We start from the raw sequence: 16,358 nt of genomic DNA on the forward strand, positions 1-16,358 counted from the left end.
CCGCTGGGCTGCGAAGCGGCCCAAACAATCCCATGCAATGTTTCCAGACAGACCGTGCCGGCCGGTGTACGACGGCTTCGCCGCCGAGCGGGAGCAAGCTCCCTCGCCACAATATTGTGTGTGGATAAAGATTCACTTCCGTTTCTCAAGGACGATTCATATGAGCAGCGCTTCAACAGGCATCGGCATGGACCTGAGTTTCTCCCAGGTCATGGCCCGCAAACGCATTGAAAGCCAAATCAACCTGCCACGTCTGTTCGCCGCCATCGATGCCGATCCAGGCATCGTCGGTGCAGGCGTGGTGTACATCGATGCTGAGTTCAATGTAGTGACCCTGCGTGAGTTCAAGCCGATTTGCAGCATCAAGCCCAAGCGGATCATTTTGCATGAGGCGCAGAAGTACATCGCGCCTGAGCAGTTTGCCCAGCAGGTACAGGTCAATCCTCGGCAATCGCGCCTGGTGGGAGAGGCGATCAATACCACCTTGTCCTGCGCTGGAGCGGTATTGGGTTGGGTTGTCGTGCTCAGTGGGTCGATTGCGGTTCCTTTCAGTGCCGGGGCTAGCACTGTGGTAGTGGCTTTAGGTTATGCGGCTGCGACGGCGAGTTCAGTGCAATGTGGTATCGGTATTATCCGTACGACGGCAGAAGTGACTAATCCGCAGATCAATGACAAGTTGGACAGTGAAGAGTGGTACCAATACGCCTCGATCGGTCTGGATGCTGCCTCTTTGCTGGGCGTAGGGGCTTCTACCTTAACCACCATAAAACTTGTGAGGGTGGCCAAGGCCAGTACGGGTAAGAGTCTGCGTGAAGTCTTGCGTGGCCTGACTCGCCAGGAGCGGTCGAAGTTGACCAAAGAGTTGTTGAGCATCAATGATCCCCGGCTGACGCCAAAGATGCTCAAGCTCAAGCAACTTGCCGGTGAGTTGCCAAAGCGCTTCACTCCGACCCAACTGCAGCACGCTACGGTTACTCAGATCAAGGACGCCTTGGGGGCGGCGATAGGCCTGACGGGTAGTAGCTTGTCGGGCAATGTCAAAACTATTGCCGTTGGCTTGTACGAAGAGCTGGAGGAGTAATGGAAGATCTGAGTCTGCCCCGTTTTTTGGCGCGTTACTTTCCGACTTTCATGGGCGGCATTTTCGCCGCGCTGCTCTCTTTGGGCTGTGCTATTCCCTTGGTGACAACGTCCTATTTCGCCGGGGCTTCAATCGACGAGCAAGCGACTTGGTCGGTTCTGGGGGGCGCGGCGGTCACCCTGGTGGTGGTGCACTGCAATTTCATGATGGTGCGCGGATGGCCATTGTGGGTGTGGGGAGTGGTCGCCGTTCTGGTTTTATGCCTGCTAGTCGTATTACCCACCATAGGGAGCCATCCGCATAAGGTCATCTATGTTTTGGCTGTGATGTTTCCACTATTAGGTTTGCTGGTACTCAACAGCAAACGGCATCGCGAGATGCGTAGCCGGCTGGTGGAGATCCGTCATCAACGTGAAATGTTAAGGCAAGAGCTGAAGGGGCAGAGAAAGAAATAATGAATCGCAAGCATTCATTGAGCGCTTTCCTTGCTCACTATTTCCCGACCTTCATCGGCGCCTTTTTTCTAGCCTGCTTTGCGGTCTCCGCTTCGATTTCATTGGCATCAAGTACTTATTTTCGAGGTGATCCTGAACGGGCAAAATATTCTTTCCTGATTGCACTGGTGCTATCTCTGCTCTTGGCGCTGAGTCATTTCTTCATGATCAGAGGGTGGTCATGGGGTGTTCGGGTCATCGTTGTGTTCTATCTGGGGTGCCTTTTCACTGTCCTTCCCACCTACGGCTATAAACCGCACCCCGTTGTCTATGTGGCTGGGTTGCTGTTCCCGTTGCTAGGGCTGCTACTGCTAAACAGCAAGCGCCATCGCGAAATGCGCAGCAAACTGGTAGAAGTCCGCCGTCAGCGCGAACTCACCATCCAGGCCGCCAAGGCATCACGCCCGCGTCGCTGAGTCGATTCGCGCTGCCTGCGCCGCATTTATGTGCATTGCTTTGCAGATGAATTCGGGCAGCGCGCGTTTTTAGTGCTCTACTGCCTTGAGTAGACAAAGAAAGTGTCCGACCTGCCTGCATGGCATAAGTCTTGCGCCGCTTTCACCAACGCTCAGGCTCGCAGGAGGCACGTCGTGTCGATCCATGTCGCATTGCACCACGTTACGCATTACCGCTACGACCGCGCCGTCGAACTCGGCCCGCAGATCGTTCGCCTGCGCCCGGCGGCCCACAGCCGCACGCGCATTCTTTCCTATGCGCTGAAGGTTTCGCCCGAGCAGCACTTCATCAACTGGCAGCAGGATCCCCAGGGTAACTACCTGGCGCGGCTGGTGTTTCCCGAGAAAACCCAGGAGATGCGCATCGAAGTCGATCTGCTGGCGGAAATGGCAGTGTTCAATCCGTTCGACTTCTTTCTCGAGCCCTACGCCGAAAAGATTCCGTTCGCCTACGCGGCCGACGAGCGCAAGGAGTTGGCGCCTTACCTGGAAACCCTGCCGTTGACGCCGAAATTCCAGGCTTATCTGGACGGCATCGACCGCACGCCATTGCCAGCGGTGGATTTTTTGGTGGCGCTCAACCAGCGCCTGAGCGAAGACATCAACTACCTGATTCGCATGGAGCCGGGCGTCCAGACCCCGGAGCATACCCTTGAGCACGCGTCCGGCTCTTGCCGCGACTCGGCCTGGCTGTTGGTGCAGCTGTTGCGCAACCTTGGCTTGGCCGCGCGTTTCGTTTCCGGTTACCTGATCCAGTTGACCGCCGATGTGAAAAGCCTCGATGGTCCGTCCGGCACTGAGGTGGACTTCACCGACTTGCATGCCTGGTGCGAGGTCTACCTGCCCGGTGCCGGTTGGATCGGCCTGGATGCGACGTCGGGGTTGTTCGCTGGTGAAGGCCATATCCCGTTGGCGTGTAGTCCCGATCCGTCCTCGGCGGCCCCGATCAGTGGCTTGGTGGAGCCTTGCGAGTGTGAGTTCAGCCACGAAATGTCCGTCGAGCGGGTCTGGGAAGCGCCGCGGGTGACCAAGCCTTACACCGACGCACAGTGGCTGGCGATCCAGGCCCTGGGACGGCAGATCGATGCCGACCTGTTGGAGGGCGACGTGCGCCTGACCATGGGGGGCGAACCGACCTTTGTCTCCATTGATGACCCGGACGGTGCCGAGTGGAACACTGCGGCACTCGGGCCGGATAAACGCCGGCTCTCCGCCGAGCTGTTCCAGCGCATGCGCAATCACTATGCGCCCAAGGGGCTGGTGCATTTCGGCCAGGGCAAGTGGTACCCCGGCGAGCAATTGCCGCGCTGGTCGCTCAACTGCTATTGGCGGCGCGACGGCGTGCCGATCTGGCACAACAGCGCGTTGATTGCCGATGAGCAGGAGGACTACGGCGCCGATGGCGAACTGGCCGGACGTTTCCTGGCGAGCGTCGCCGAGCGTTTGAAAATTCCTGCGCGGTTCGTGTTTCCGGCCTACGAAGACAACTTCTATTACCTCTGGCGCGAAGGTGCATTGCCTTCGAATGTCACGGCCGAGGACCCACGCCTGGAGGACGCCCTGGAGCGTGCACGGTTGCGCAAGGTCTTCAGCCAGGGCCTGGACAAGGTCATCGGCCAGGTCCTGCCGCTGGCCCGTACCGCCAAGGGCGATCAGTGGCAAAGCGGTCGCTGGTACCTGCGCGACAACCACTGCCGCCTGGTGCCGGGGGATTCGCCCCTGGGTTATCGCTTGCCGCTGGCGTCCCAGCCTTGGGTAACGGCGGCCGAGTACCCGTTCATCCACCCCACCGACCCGAACCAGGATTTGCCCGAGCTGCCCGGCACCGAGCAACTGGCGCGTCACGGCGAGCCGGCGGTCGAGCAGGAGCGCGTCCCGGAGATCGACAAATCCGCCGACTGGCTGACCCGCACCGCCTTCTGTGCCGAGGCCCGCGATGGCCGGCTGTACCTGTTCATGCCGCCACTGGAGCGGGTCGAGGATTACCTGGAGCTGGTCAGCGCCATCGAGGCGACGGCCGAGGAGCTGCATTGTCCGGTGCTGTTGGAGGGCTACGAGCCGCCGAGCGACCCGCGCCTGGGCAATTTCCGCATCACCCCCGACCCGGGTGTGATCGAGGTCAACGTGCAACCCTCGGCGACCTGGGATGAGTTGGTCGAGCGGACAGAATTTTTATACGAAGAGGCGCGACAGACCCGACTGACCACCGAGAAATTCATGATCGATGGCCGGCACACTGGCACTGGCGGTGGTAACCATTTCGTACTGGGTGGCGCGACACCGGCTGACTCACCGTTTCTGCGGCGTCCCGACCTGCTGCGCAGCCTGATCAGTTACTGGCATAACCATCCGTCGTTGTCCTACCTGTTTTCCGGATTGTTCATCGGCCCGACCTCCCAGGCACCTCGCGTGGACGAGGCGCGCAACGACGCGTTGTACGAGCTGGAAATCGCTTTCGCGCAAATGCCACAGCCCGGCGAGGAATGCCCGCCGTGGTTGGTCGATCGCCTGTTGCGCAACCTGTTGATCGACGTGACCGGCAATACACACCGTGCCGAATTCTGCATCGACAAGCTCTATTCACCGGACGGCGCCACCGGGCGTCTCGGCCTGTTGGAGTTGCGTGCTTTCGAGATGCCCCCCCACGCCCGCATGAGCCTGGCCCAGCAATTACTGCTGCGGGCACTGGTGGCGCGGTTCTGGCGTGAGCCTTACGCGCCGGCGAAACTGGCGCGCTGGGGCACCGAGCTGCATGACCGGTTCTTGTTGCCGCACTTTATCGAGCAGGATTTTGCCGATGTCATCCATGAGCTGAACGCCGCCGGCTACCCGCTGCGGGCCGAGTGGTTCGCCGCGCACCTGGAGTTCCGCTTCCCCAAGGTGGGCGATTACGCGGTCAGCGGTATCGAACTGCAATTGCGCCAAGCCCTCGAGCCTTGGCATGTGCTGGGGGAAGAGGGCGCGGTAGGCGGCACCGTGCGTTATGTGGATTCCTCCCTGGAGCGCTTGCAGGTCAAAGTCAGCGGCCTGGCGCCGCAACGCTACCTGCTGACCTGCAATGGCGTGCCGGTGCCGTTGCAACCCACTGGACGGGTCGGCGAGTTCGTCGCCGGGGTGCGCTTCCGCGCCTGGCAACCGCCCAACTGCCTGCAACCGACCATCCCGGTGCATGCGCCACTGGTCTTCGATTTGCTCGACACCTGGATGCAACGTTCCGTGGGCGGCTGCCAGTATCACGTGGCCCATCCGGGGGGGCGTAACTACGACAGCCTGCCGGTGAATGCCAACGAGGCCGAAAGCCGGCGGATGGCGCGTTTCTTCCGTATCGGACACACGCCTGGGAAACTTCCGATACCTAGCCTGGCAATGGATGACGAATTTCCCCTCACGCTCGACCTGCGTCGTTTTCAAGGGGCACCCAAGGTGTAAGCGAACCCCGTGGCGAGGGAGCTTGCTCCCGCTGGGCTGCGCAGCAGCCCTGAAACCTGACGACCCGGTGTGTCAGGCCAATGGAGTCTGCTGTCTTGGGGCCGCTGCGCAGCCCAGCGGGAGCAAGCTCCCTCGCCACGGTCGTCATGTTCCGCTCCAAACTCAACTATCCGGGCGTCATGCGCTTGCGCTAGTCTCACCTTTTATTGCCGTCTGCCGAGCTTTCCATGCCTGACCTGCTTGACCGTTACCCGCTGACGACGGGCACCTATCACGAACTGTTGGACGACAACGGTGCGGTGCGTCCGCACTGGCGGCGGTTGTTCGATCAGTTGCAGCGCAGCACGCCGGCTCACCTGATCCAGCGTCAGGCGCTGCTGGCTCGGCAGATCCAGGAAAACGGTGTGACCTATAACGTCTACGCCGATCCGAAGGGCGCCGACCGGCCGTGGGAGCTGGACCTGCTGCCCCACGTGATCGACCCGCAGGAATGGAAACATCTGTCGGCCGGGATCGCCCAGCGTGCGCGCCTGCTCAATGCGGTTCTGGCCGACCTGTATGGGCCACAGCGGCTGATCAGCGAAGGGCTGCTGCCGGCAGAGTTGGTGTTCGGGCACAACAACTTCCTTTGGCCCTGTCAGGGCATCGTGCCGCCGGACGGCAGCTTCCTGCACTTGTATGCGGTGGATCTGGCGCGCACCCCCGATGGCCGTTGGTGGGTCACGGCGGATCGGACCCAGGCGCCTTCGGGGGCCGGTTATGCGCTGGAAAATCGCATGATCGTTTCCCGCGCGTTCCCCGAGCTGTATCGCGACCTGAGGGTGCGACACCTGTCCGGGTTCTTCCGCACCTTGCAGGAAACCCTGGCACGACAGGCACCCAGCGACGGAGAGTCGCCACTGGTGGTGCTGTTGACGCCGGGGCGGTTCAACGAAAGTTATTTCGAGCATCTTTATCTGGCCCGTCAGCTTGGCTATCCGCTGGTGGAAGGGGGCGACCTGACCGTGCGGGACGCCACGGTCTACCTCAAGACCCTTAGCGGCTTGCGCCGGGTTCACGCCATCATGCGCCGGCTCGACGACGATTTCTGTGACCCCCTGGAGCTGCGCACTGATTCAGCCCTCGGCGTGCCGGGACTGCTGGAAGCGGTGCGCCAGGGGCGGGTGCTGGTGGCCAATGCCCTGGGCAGCGGCGTGCTGGAGTCACCGGGCCTGTTGGGGTTCCTGCCGAAGATCAGCCAGTATCTGTTCGGCGAGGAATTGATACTGCCGTCCATCGCCACCTGGTGGTGCGGTGAGCCGCCGGTGCTGGCCCAGGCCCTGGAAAAGTTACCGCAACTGTTGATCAAGCCGGCGTTTCCTTCCCAAAGTTTCACCCCGGTGTTCGGCCGTGACCTGAACGAGGTGCAGCGCGGCCAACTGGCGGCGCGCATGCAGGCTCGGCCCTATGCCTATGTCGCCCAGGAGCTGGCGCAACTGTCCCAGGCCCCGGTCTGGCAGGCCGAAGACGGGCACATCCAGCCTCGGGCCATTGGCATGCGCGTGTATGCCGTGTCCGGGAAGGATGATTATCGGGTGCTGTCGGGTGGCCTGACCCGCGTGGCCGCCGAGGCCGACGCCGAAGTGGTGTCGATGCAGCGCGGCGGCGCCAGCAAGGACACTTGGGTGTTGGGCGAGCAGGTGCCCGGCGGTGAACAATGGACGGCCCAGCGAACCGTAGGCGTCCATGACCTGGTTCGACGCGATCCGTACCTGCCTTCGCGGGTGGTGGAAAACCTGTTCTGGTTCGGCCGTTACTGCGAACGCTGCGACGACAGCGCGCGGCTGCTGCGGATCATGCTGGGACGATATGTCGATGGCGATGATCCGCAGGCCCTGCAGTCGGCGGTGGCCCTGGGCGAAAGCCTGATGCTGCTGCCTGAAGAGGGTGAGCTGCACGAGCGTTTGCTGGCGGCGCTGTTGGGCGATGACTGGTCGTTCAGCCTGCGTTCCAACCTGCAGCGCTTGCAGTGGGCGGCCTCGCAGGTTCGCGGCAAGCTGTCCCGGGAGAACTGGCAGGCGCTGGTGGAGTTGCAGCGCGAAGCGGCGGAGCTGGAAACCGAGGAACCGGATTTCGGTGAGTTGCTGGATTTCCTCAATCGGCTGGTGATGTCCCTGGCGGCGTTGTCTGGATTTGCCTTGGACGACATGACCCGCGACGAGGGCTGGCGCTTCTTGATGATTGGCCGGCGCCTGGAGCGCTTGCAGTTCCTCAGCAGCAGCCTGGCGGCGTTTTTGCGCAGCGATGCAGTATTCGACCAGGCCGGGCTGGAGTGGCTGCTGGAACTGGGCAACAGCAGCATCACCTACCGTTCGCGCTACCTGGCGGTGGCGCAACTGATCCCGGTGCTGGACCTGTTGTTGCTGGACGAGCAGAACCCCCACGCGGTGCTTTTCCAGTTAAAACTGGTGGCCCGCACGCTCAAGCGCCTGAACGACGATTTTGGCGCGCCGAAGGAAACGGCCTTGCCAGAATTGGTGACGCGTCTTTCTCGCTTTGACTTGCGTTGCCTGGAAAATCCCCTGTTTGGCGAAGCCAGCCTGCGCGCGGCACTTGATGGGCTGGCCGACCTGTTGCAGGAAGTGGCCGATGTCGGTGGCCAGGTATCCGATCGCCTGGCCTTGCGTCATTTCGCCCACGTCGATGACGTCAGCCAACGCACGGTATCCGTCTGATGAGCGCTCGTTACCAGATCCTCCACGACACCCATTACCACTACGACAGCCCGGTGTCCCTGGCCCAGCAGCTTGCTCATCTGTGGCCGCGCGCCTGTGACTGGCAGCGTTGCACCGAACAGCAGTTGCTGATCAGCCCGGAGCCGACGACCCGGCGCGATGAGCAGGATGTGTTCGGCAACCCGCTGACCCGCCTGGCCTTCGAACGCCCCCACGACGAGTTGCTGGTCAATGCTCGCTTGAGCGTCGAGGTGCTGTCTCGCCCCTCGCTGGACTTCAACCTGTCCCCGGCCTGGGAGTCGACCTGCAACGCGCTGACCTACAGCGGCCGGCCACTTGCGGCGCCATTGCTGCAAGCATGCCGTTTTCGTTTCGAGTCACCGTATGTGCACCTCAAGCGCAGCTTCGTCGAGTTTTCCGAAAGCTGCTTCCCGCCGGGGCGCCCGTTGATGGTTGGCGTGCGGGCGCTGATGGAAAAGATTTTCGAGGAGTTCACCTTCGATGCCGAGGCGACCCAGGTGGCCACGCCGCTGGTGGAGGTGCTGGAGCGGCGGCGGGGCGTGTGCCAGGACTTCGCCCACTTGATGCTGGCCTGCGTGCGCTCTCGCGGGCTGGCGGCGCGTTACGTCAGCGGCTACCTGCTGACCCAGCCGCCCCCCGGCCAACCCCGGCTGATTGGCGCCGATGCGTCCCATGCCTGGGTCTCGGTGTATTGCCCGGTGTTGGGTTGGGTGGACTTTGACCCGACCAACAACGTGCAACCGGCCTTGGAACACATCACCCTGGCCTGGGGCCGGGACTTTTCCGATGTGTCGCCGTTGCGGGGCGTGATCCTGGGGGGCGGCAATCATGATCCCGAGGTGCGGGTGACGGTGATGCCGCTGGAGTCATGACCCCGCTCTGCGGTGAAATACTGGTGGCGAGGGAGCTTGCTCCCGCTTGGGTGCGAAGCGCCCATAAAAATGGGGTGGCTGCGCGACCCAGCGGGAGCAAGCTCCCTAGCCACAGATAAATCATTAACTGCGAGGCCTCTTCATGTTCCCGGTTTCCATCAAGGGCGTGCTGCAATCCCCCGAAGGCCTGGTCGTGCTGATGCTCAACGAACGGGATGAATGGGAATTGCCCGGCGGGCGGATCGAGCTGGGCGAAACAGCGCCGCAATGCCTGGCGCGGGAAATTACCGAGGAGCTGGCGATCGAGGTGAGCGTGGGGGAGCCACTGGATTCGTACTTGTTCGAGGTGATCCCCGGCAAGCACGTCTTCATCTCCACGTACCGCTGCCAGTTGCTGGGCGGTTTCGTGCCGACGATCAGTCATGAACACAAGGAAATTGGGCTGTTCGAGCCGGGGCGGCTGCCGGCGAACCTGCCAACGGGTTATCGCGAGTCGATTATCAAGGCATTGGGGTTGTGAGGACCGGCAGCTAGGCTGCCGGCCCTGGACACAAACCGTGGGGCCGGATTACATCATCGGGCCCGGAGGGGCTCAGGCGTCGGGCGCCTGATCTTTCGGTGCATCAACATCATCTTCTGCCGCCACTTCGCCTTCGGTATCCGGGGTCAGTGAGGCTTCTTCTTCAGCTGTGGCTTTCTTGCGCTGCAGCTTTTCCTCTTTCTTCTGCTCCTTGGCCAAGTCTCTTTGACGTTTGGCGAAGGAATAATTGGGTTTGGCCATGGGCGATCCTCTGGGGTCGAAGGTGAGGTTGAGCGGCGCATATTCTGCCCTGTATCGGGGCCGAGCCGTTAGCTGGGTTTTTGTTCGGCCCACTTTGGCTGCACTGACGGTTGCCATTCGTCCAGCGCATCGAGCAGGCTCTGCGCTGATTCGCTCACCTGCAGCATGTCACGATGGGGCGCGCGGACGAAGCCTTCGTCGACGATATGATCGAGAAAGCCGATGAGCTTGCTGTAGAAACCGTTCACTTCCAGCAGCCCCAGCGGTTTGCCGTGGTAGCCCAGTTGGCCCCAGGTCCAGACTTCGAACAACTCCTCCAACGTGCCGAGGCCGCCAGGCAGGGCGATGAAGGCATCGCTGAGTTCGGCCATGCGTGCCTTGCGGGCGTGCATGCCGTCCACCACTTCCAGGCGAGTCAGGCCGCTGTGGCCGATTTCCTTGTCCTTGAGGCTTTGCGGGATGATGCCGATGACCTCGCCGCCGGCCGCCAGCGCCGCGTCGGCGACGATCCCCATCAGGCCGACGGCACCGCCGCCGTAGACCAGGGTCAATTTTCGTTCCGCCAATGCCCGGCCCAAGGCCTGCGCCGCTTCACGATACGCTGGATCGGTGCCGGTGCTGGCGCCGCAAAATACACAAACAGACGCGATGGACATGCTTTACTCCATGATCAGTAACCGACCCAGAGTAAAGCCTGGCCTTGGTGGCGCAAAGCGATTAAACCTCGCGCTGGGTTTTTTCGTAGGTACCACTGGCGCCGCAGGCGTAGGCGGCGAGCAAGCTGCATAACAGGCTGTTGACGTTCATGAGGGGCGCTCCCGAGAGGTGGTGAGGCTGATCATAAAGTGGCGTCATCCCTCTGGCTGGTTGATTGTGTCCATCAGGCTGATAGCCTTAAGTTGTATACAATCTTTGATTCAGGTCATAGGAACTTGTCTGAAATTCAGGCAGTCTTCCCCTTTGACGGATTTTTGTTAACCATGCCTTGGAGATTCACGATGTTTGCCAAACTTGTTGCAGTATCCCTGTTGACGCTGGCCAGCAGCCAACTGATGGCAGCGGAGTGCAAGACCACCATCGACTCGACCGACCAGATGTCCTTCAACACCAAGGCCATCGAGATCGACAAGAGCTGCAAGACGTTCACCGTTGAGCTGACGCATTCGGGCAGCTTGCCGAAAAACGTCATGGGCCATAACTGGGTGCTGAGCAAAGAGGCTGACATGCAGCCGATTGCCACGGCTGGTTTGGCAGCAGGCATCGACAAGAACTACCTGCCGGAAGGTGATGCACGCATCATCGCCCACACCAAGGTCATTGGTGCCGGGGAAAAAGACTCGGTGACCTTCGACGTGTCTAAACTGGCTGCCGGTGAGGCATACGGTTTCTTCTGCTCGTTCCCGGGCCACATCTCGATGATGAAAGGCACCGTTACCCTGAAATAATCACTTCAGGCATAAAAAAGCGCCCAAGCAGGGCGCTTTTTTATGCCTGGCAAACACCCTGTGGGAGCGAGCTTGCTCGCGATGGCGGCAGAGCAGGCGCCTCTTGTAGTCATGGGGCGTAAGGCATCACCCGCTTGTGCTCAGTCTTGCGATAGGTCTCGCAAATGATCCTGAACGCCTCGTCCCGTACCGGCTTGCCGTGCAGGAACGCATCGATCTCGGCGTAGGTCACGCCGTGGGAGGCTTCGTCCGGCTTGCCTGGGGACAGGTCCTCAAGGTCGGCGGTGGGGATTTTTTCCACCAGCGACTCCGGCGCGCCAAAGTCACGAGCGATGGCCCGGACCTGGTTTTTCACCAAACCACTCAACGGCGCCAAGTCGCAGGCGCCATCACCGAACTTGGTGAAGAAACCCATCACCGCTTCGGCGGCATGGTCGGTGCCGATCACCAGGCCGTGCTCGGTGCCCGCGATGGTGTATTGCGCCACCATACGCATCCGCGCCTTGGTATTGCCCAGCACGAAATCCCGCGAGACTGCTGCCTTGCCTTCGAACGCCGCGACTTGATCGGCCAAGGCCTTGACCGCCGGACCGATGTTGACGGTATGGCGCTCGTCCGGGTCGATGAAGTCCACACAGGCTTGGGCTTCATGCTCGTCGAACTGGGTTTCGTACGGCAGGCGCACGGCGATGAACTTGTAGGCGGTGTTACCGGTTTTCTCCCGCAGCTCGCGCATGGCACGTTGGGCCAGCAGCCCGGCGGTCAGCGAATCGACGCCACCGCTGATGCCCAGCACGAGGGACTTGAGCCCGGAGTTGACCAGGCAATCCTGGATAAAGTCTACCCGACGGGCGATTTCGGCCTTGAGGGCGGCGTCATCGGCGAACGGTGGCTGGACCTTGAGCTGTTCAGCAATCTCACGCTGTACGGCTTGCATGAATTCACTCCTTGCTTGATGTGTCAGAAAGGGCGGCAGGTACTTGGAAAACATGTCGCATGTAGGCGACGAAATTCGGGTCTTTGCAGTGGGTCTTGCCGGGCTCGTCTGAAATCTTGGCCACGGGTTGCCCGTCACAGCTGATCATTTTAAGCACGATGCTCATCGGCTCTACACCTGGAATGTCACACGTCAGGTTGGTGCCAATACCGAAGCTGACATTAATGCGACCACGCAATGCTCGAAAAATCTCCAGGCATTTGGGCAATGTCAGGCTATCGGAGAACACCAGGGTTTTGCTCATCGGATCGATGCCGAGCTTGTGATAGTGGGCAATGGCTTTTTCGGCCCAGATCACCGGGTCGCCCGAGTCATGGCGCAAACCGTCGAACAGCTTGGCGAAGAACAGATCGAAATCCTTGAGGAAGGCGTCCATTGTGATGCAATCGGTCAGGGCGATCCCCAGCAGGCCTCGGTACTCGCGCACCCAGCAATCGAGGGCGGCGATCTGGCTGTCGATCAGCCGCGGGCCCAATTGCTGGTGGGCCATGATCCACTCGTGGGCCATGGTGCCCAGGGGCTTCATGTCCAGTTCCCGGGACAGGTGCACGTTACTGGTGCCGACGAAGCGCCCGGGGAAGTCATGCTTGAGCACGTTGACCACTTCTTCCTGGACACGGAAGGAAAAACGACGACGGGTGCCGAAGTCCGCGACTTGCAGTTCGGACAGTTCTTCGGCGCTGGCGTTGGCGCTCAGCCAGTCGAACTTGCGATAAAGCTGTTCCCGCGCCTGTTCCAGGACGATTTCACGATAGCGATAACGATTGCGCACCTCGCTGACGATGGCCAGTAGCGGCACTTCGAACAGAATGACGTGCAGCCACGGCCCGCGCAGGCGGATGAACAGCTCGCCGTTTTCGATACCGGTGTGCACGTAGCGCAGGTTGAAGCGAAACAGGCCCAGGAAACGCAGGAAGTCCGGCTTCAGAAAACTGATGCGCTCCAGGAAACCCAACTGGTCGGCGCTCAGGCTCAACTCGGCCAGGCGCTCGATCTGAAAGCGGATCTCCGCCAGGTACGGGCGCAGATCTTCGCTGTTGCGGCAGCGAAATTCCCATTCGACTTCGACGTTGGGGTAGTTGTGCAACACCGCCTGCATCATCGTCAGTTTGTAGAAGTCGGTGTCGAGCAGGTTCTGCACGATACGATCGGCAAATACGCTCTCGCTCATAGGGTTCTCCAGACAGGCCGCTGCGGCGGGCAGCGGGGTGCAGCGGTTTGGGATGAGGGGGTTAGTGGCGCATAACCTGGGTGGGTATTGCCAGTGATTTTTTTGGTGTTCACAGGCCTTTGTGGCGAGGGAGCTTGCTCCCGCTCGGGTGCGCAGCGCCCGCACGTTTTTGGGGCCGCTTCGCAGCCCAGCGGGAGCAAGCTCCCTCGCCACAGGGGGAAAGCCAATGGCTACTGCGGCGTACCCGGGCTCTCGATCTGTTCCAACATCCACTCCACAAAAAAACGCACCTTGGGCACTTCCGCCGAATGTTCCGGATAGGCCAGGTAATAGGCGTTGGTGCTGGGCATCGCGTGTTGCCAGGGGATGACCAGTTTACCGTCGGCCAGTTCTTCTTCCACCAGAAACCGCGGCAGCAGGGCGACGCCGCAGCCGACCTGAGCGGCGCGGATGCACATGTAGAAAGTTTCGAAACGCGGCCCGTGATAGCTATGTTCGGTGTGGTAGCCCTGGTGGTCGAACCAGTCGTGCCAGGCCTGGGGCCGCGAGGCGTTTTGCAGCAGCACCAGCTCGGCCAGTTGGGTCGGGTCGGTGAAGGGCTGGTCAGGCAGGCTGCCGGGCGCGCAGACGGGCACCAGTTCTTCGCCAAACAGCTTCAGGGATTCGGTGCCGGGGCGCGAGCCTTGGCCGAAATAGAACGCCAGGTCGCTGCGCCCTTGCAGCAAGTCGTCGGCCTCCTGCTCGCTGCACAGGTCCAGGTGAATCTTCGGATGGCGCAATCGCCAGCCCTTCAAGCGTGGGACCAACCAGCGAGCGCCGAAGGTCGGAGGCGTGGAAACGCGCAGAACTTCGGTGTCGCCGCCGTAGGAGCGCAGGTAATGGGTAGACATCTCCACCTGTGTGAGGATTTTTCGCACTTCCCCCAGGTACAAATCACCGGCAGGCGTCAGCTGCAAGCGTCGGCGCACGCGTCGGAACAGCAAGTGCTGCAGCAGTTCCTCCAGTTGCGCGACCTGTTTGCTGACGGCGCTCTGGGTCAGATTCAGCTCTTCGGCGGCACGGGTGAAGCTCAAGTGGCGGGTCACCGCTTCGAAGCATTGCAGCGCCGTGATCGACGGCAAATAGCGTTTATTGAGCATATGAGGCCTTATTTCTTGTCGCTCTGCTTATCCGGTCATGGCCAGCATGAATAAACGGAATGATATCTCGCTTAAAGGTCGTTTGTTGGCAAGACTCAGGCCAGCTACAACTACAGGTCTGATCAGTCGCATTCGTCCGGCTGCCAATCCTTTGTTTTTCGTGTGAGGAAATTTTCCATGGTTGCTGCATTGCTTGATCGCTTGGGCGTCGACTCGGCCTTGTACCAGAACGGCACACAACCGGTGCATTCGCCCGTTGATGGCAGCCGTATCGGCGCTGTGAACTGGGAAGGCGCGGCTGAGGTCGAGCAGCAGGTCAGCCGTGCCGAACACGCCTTCGACCTGTGGCGCCAGGTGCCGGCCCCGCGTCGCGGCGAGCTGGTGCGTCAATTTGGCGACCTGCTGCGTGAATACAAGGCCGACCTTGGCGAGCTGGTGTCGTGGGAAGCCGGCAAAATCACCCAGGAAGGCCTGGGTGAAGTGCAAGAGATGATCGACATCTGCGACTTCGCCGTCGGCCTGTCCCGCCAGCTGTACGGCCTGACCATCGCCTCCGAGCGTCCGGGCCACCACATGCGTGAGTCCTGGCATCCGCTGGGCGTGGTCGGGGTGATCAGTGCCTTCAATTTCCCGGTGGCGGTCTGGGCCTGGAACACCACGCTGGCCCTGGTGTGCGGCAACGCGGTGATCTGGAAGCCGTCGGAAAAGACCCCGCTCACCGCCCTGGCGTGCCAGGCGCTGTTCGAGCGCGTGTTGAAGAACTTCAGTGACGCCCCCCCATACCTGAGCCAGGTGATCATCGGCGGTCGTGATGCCGGTGAAGCGCTGGTGGATGACCCGCGCGTGGCCTTGATCAGCGCCACCGGCAGCACCCGCATGGGCCGTGAAGTGGCACCGAAAGTTGCCGCGCGTTTCGCCCGCAGCATACTGGAGCTGGGCGGCAACAACGCCATGATCCTGGCACCGAGTGCCGACCTGGACATGGCCGTACGCGCCATCCTGTTCAGCGCCGTCGGCACCGCCGGCCAGCGTTGCACCACCCTGCGTCGGCTGATCGCCCATGAGTCGGTAAAGGAAGAAATCGTCACCCGCCTCAAGGCCGCCTATTCGAAAGTGCGCATCGGCCATCCGCTGGAAGGCAACCTGGTGGGGCCGCTGATCGACAAGCACAGCTTTGACAACATGCAGGACGCCTTGGAGCAGGCCCTGAGCGAAGGCGGGCGCGTGTTTGGGGGCAAGCGCCAGCTCGAAGACCAGTTCCCGAATGCCTATTACGTCTCGCCGGCCATCGTCGAGATGCCGGAGCAGAGCGACGTCGTGCGCCACGAAACCTTCGCGCCGATCCTGTATGTGGTTGGCTACAAGGACTTTGCCGAGGCCTTGCACCTGAACAATGCCGTGCCCCAGGGCCTGTCGTCCTGCATCTTTACCACCGACGTGCGTGAAGCCGAGCAGTTCATGTCGGCCGTGGGCAGTGACTGCGGCATCGCCAACGTCAACATCGGCCCGAGTGGCGCCGAGATCGGCGGTGCATTCGGTGGCGAAAAAGAAACCGGCGGCGGTCGCGAATCCGGCTCCGATGCCTGGCGCGGCTACATGCGCCGCCAGACCAACACCGTGAACTATTCGCTGGAGTTGCCGTTGGCGCAGGGAATTACCTTTGATTAAGCAGCTTCAAGCCGCAAGCTCCAAGCTGCAAGCGACCCCTGCTTGCAGCTTGAGGCTTGAAGCTCGCAGCTGCTCCTGACCAGGAGCTGGC

General features: G+C 61.3%; 14 protein-coding genes. 9 read left to right on the forward strand and 5 right to left on the reverse strand.

Going from position 1 to position 16,358, the window contains the following annotated elements:
- The first annotated feature begins 160 nt into the window (after positions 1-160).
- The 7 genes from BLT00_RS14525 (at position 161) to BLT00_RS14555 (ending at position 9,586) form a co-directional block, all read left to right on the forward strand.
- On the forward strand, positions 161-1,081 hold the full coding sequence (locus tag BLT00_RS14525; RefSeq protein WP_092146977.1) for an Ssp4 family T6SS effector: 921 nt from the start codon (positions 161-163) through the stop codon (positions 1,079-1,081).
- A complete protein-coding gene (locus BLT00_RS14530; protein WP_092146979.1) occupies positions 1,081-1,536 on the forward strand; it encodes a hypothetical protein in 456 nt (151 codons plus the stop codon). The genes BLT00_RS14525 and BLT00_RS14530 overlap by 1 nt, the downstream gene beginning before the upstream one ends.
- Positions 1,536-1,991: a hypothetical protein gene (locus tag BLT00_RS14535; protein WP_092146981.1), complete on the forward strand. Its 456-nt coding sequence runs from the start codon at positions 1,536-1,538 to the stop codon at positions 1,989-1,991. Before BLT00_RS14530 ends, BLT00_RS14535 begins: the two co-directional genes overlap by 1 nt.
- Positions 1,992-2,165: 174 nt before the next feature.
- The gene (locus BLT00_RS14540) at positions 2,166-5,459 is read left to right on the forward strand and encodes a transglutaminase family protein (protein WP_092146983.1); all 3,294 of its coding nucleotides are present in this window, start codon (positions 2,166-2,168) and stop codon (positions 5,457-5,459) included.
- Between the two features lie 227 nt (positions 5,460-5,686).
- Positions 5,687-8,173, forward strand: coding sequence for a circularly permuted type 2 ATP-grasp protein (locus BLT00_RS14545; protein ID WP_063323174.1), 2,487 nt, complete (start codon positions 5,687-5,689; stop codon positions 8,171-8,173).
- Positions 8,173-9,066 carry a transglutaminase family protein gene (locus BLT00_RS14550; protein ID WP_063323173.1) on the forward strand — a complete coding sequence of 298 codons (894 nt, stop codon included), beginning with the start codon at positions 8,173-8,175 and terminating at the stop codon, positions 9,064-9,066. Before BLT00_RS14545 ends, BLT00_RS14550 begins: the two co-directional genes overlap by 1 nt.
- Positions 9,067-9,208: 142 nt before the next feature.
- Positions 9,209-9,586, forward strand: coding sequence for an NUDIX hydrolase (locus BLT00_RS14555; RefSeq protein WP_063323172.1), 378 nt, complete (start codon positions 9,209-9,211; stop codon positions 9,584-9,586).
- A 72-nt stretch (positions 9,587-9,658) separates the two neighbouring features.
- Here the strand turns inward: BLT00_RS14555 and BLT00_RS14560 are convergent, their stop codons facing one another.
- Positions 9,659-9,847 (reverse strand): hypothetical protein, encoded by a 189-nt coding sequence (locus BLT00_RS14560; protein WP_092146985.1) that lies wholly within the window; start codon positions 9,845-9,847, stop codon positions 9,659-9,661.
- A gap of 68 nt (positions 9,848-9,915) precedes the next feature.
- On the reverse strand, positions 9,916-10,503 hold the full coding sequence (locus tag BLT00_RS14565) for an LOG family protein (RefSeq protein WP_063323171.1): 588 nt from the start codon (positions 10,501-10,503) through the stop codon (positions 9,916-9,918).
- A 342-nt stretch (positions 10,504-10,845) separates the two neighbouring features.
- On the opposite strand from BLT00_RS14565, the gene azu reads away from it, so the two are divergent.
- Positions 10,846-11,292, forward strand: a complete 447-nt coding sequence (gene azu / locus BLT00_RS14570) for an azurin (protein WP_092146987.1) — start codon at positions 10,846-10,848, stop codon at positions 11,290-11,292.
- Positions 11,293-11,401: 109 nt separating this feature from the next.
- Here azu and nadE read toward each other — a convergent pair whose 3' ends face one another.
- The 3 genes from nadE to BLT00_RS14585 form a co-directional block, all read right to left on the reverse strand.
- Complete coding sequence (nadE, locus tag BLT00_RS14575; RefSeq protein WP_092146989.1) at positions 11,402-12,229, reverse strand: ammonia-dependent NAD(+) synthetase; 828 nt, start codon at positions 12,227-12,229, stop codon at positions 11,402-11,404.
- 4 nt (positions 12,230-12,233) lie between these two features.
- Positions 12,234-13,460: a nicotinate phosphoribosyltransferase gene (gene pncB, locus BLT00_RS14580; protein WP_063323168.1), complete on the reverse strand. Its 1,227-nt coding sequence runs from the start codon at positions 13,458-13,460 to the stop codon at positions 12,234-12,236.
- Between the two features lie 230 nt (positions 13,461-13,690).
- On the reverse strand, positions 13,691-14,599 hold the full coding sequence (locus BLT00_RS14585) for a LysR family transcriptional regulator (RefSeq protein WP_063323167.1): 909 nt from the start codon (positions 14,597-14,599) through the stop codon (positions 13,691-13,693).
- A gap of 177 nt (positions 14,600-14,776) precedes the next feature.
- Here BLT00_RS14585 and BLT00_RS14590 point away from each other — a divergent pair, with 177 nt between their 5' ends.
- Positions 14,777-16,267: an L-piperidine-6-carboxylate dehydrogenase gene (locus tag BLT00_RS14590; RefSeq protein ID WP_092146991.1), complete on the forward strand. Its 1,491-nt coding sequence runs from the start codon at positions 14,777-14,779 to the stop codon at positions 16,265-16,267.
- The last annotated feature ends 91 nt before the right edge of the window (positions 16,268-16,358 follow it).

Origin of the sequence: Pseudomonas sp. NFACC51 (assembly GCF_900103575.1) — a bacterium.
Lineage (GTDB): Bacteria > Pseudomonadota > Gammaproteobacteria > Pseudomonadales > Pseudomonadaceae > Aquipseudomonas > Aquipseudomonas fluorescens_Q.